1 protein-coding gene is annotated in these 1307 nt (G+C 75.1%); it reads right to left on the bottom strand.

Annotated features, from left to right (window positions below; all coding sequences use genetic code 11):
• A partial coding sequence (locus ABD908_RS27340) for a hypothetical protein (protein WP_425584420.1) occupies positions 1 to 1307 on the bottom strand: 1307 nt, incomplete at both ends.

The raw sequence follows: 1307 nt of genomic DNA, 5'->3' as shown, positions 1-1307 counted from the left end.
GCCTCGGCTCGGCGGGCGAGCTCCTGCGCCGCGGCCCGCGCAGCATCGGCAGCGGCGTCCGCTGCGGCGGCGAGCTCTTCGTCCGACGTCCGGTCGCGGTCGGCCGCCAGCTCGGCCGCCGTGTCCGTCGCGGTCTCATCGATGGTGGCGAGCTGTGCGGCCGCCACCTGCGCGTCGGTCTCCGCGACATGCAGCTCGGACCGGTGCTGCTCGAGGTCGGCGGTCGCCCGGTCGAGCTCCTGACGTGCCTGCAACTCATCGGCGACCGCGCTGAGGTGGCGCTGCTTGGCGGTGTCGGAGTCGACGTTCAGCTCGTCGGCGTCCACCGCCGCCTCCAGTGCGGCCATCAGCTCCGCGGCCTCCGCGAGCCGGCCGCGCAGGACCGCAAGATCGTCGTCGCCCGTGACCCGCGCGAGCTTGACCCGGATCTCCTGCAGCTCCATCTCCATCGCGAGCCGCGCCTCGTGCAGCGTGCGGGCGTCCTCCGGCGACGCCGCACCCACCTCACGGCACGCCGCCTGCACCCGCGCGGCGGCCTCCCTGAGGCGATCCGAGGCGGCCGCGCTCTCGCCGCGCTGCCGGATCTCGATCCGCACCGCACCGGGCACCTCGATCACCGTGCCGTCGCCCGCCGTGAGTTCGACCGGCTCCTCGGCCAGGTATCGGCCGTCCACCAGGACGTCGCCGAAGCCGAGCCGCTCGAGGTGGACGGTGGCCGCGAGCGCCGTGAAGCGCGCCTGCGCGGCCTCCACGTCCCGCTCGGCGGCAGCGATCGTCTGCAGCGCGCGCCGGTCGACGACGTTGGCGTTCAGCCGCGTCCGGACCGCGGCCGACTCCTTCTCGAGCTGCTCGGCAGCCTCGATCCGATCGTGAATCCGCTGGTACCTCGACGCCTCGCGCGCATAGTCGAAGGCGTACTGTGCCTGCGCCTTCCGCTCACGCCGGTCGGCGGCGACCACGCCCAGCTCTTCGACGGTGGTGGTCATCCATGCCAGCTCGGCGGCGCGGGCATCGCGGTCGGCGAGGGCCCGATCGCGCGCCGCACGGAACCGGTCTGCACGGGCCCGAGCGTCGTCGTGCCGCGCCGCGAGCGAGCGTCGGGCCGCGAGATCCCGTGCCGCCAGACGCTCCCGATGATCGGCCGACTCGACCGCCGCCTTCGCCCGCGCGAGTTCCGTTGCCAGCGCCGCGATCCCGGCCTCGTCCACGGCCAACGCCGCATGCGTCGCGGCAGCCTCCTCCGCCGCCGCCGCGAACTGCTCCACCCGGGCGGCGGCGGCGACGTGGCGGGCCACCGCGTCATCGAC

The organism is Tsukamurella soli (assembly GCF_039541155.1).
Taxonomy (GTDB): Bacteria; Actinomycetota; Actinomycetes; order Mycobacteriales; family Mycobacteriaceae; genus Tsukamurella; species Tsukamurella soli.
This window is presented reverse-complemented; position numbering and strand designations above follow the sequence as displayed.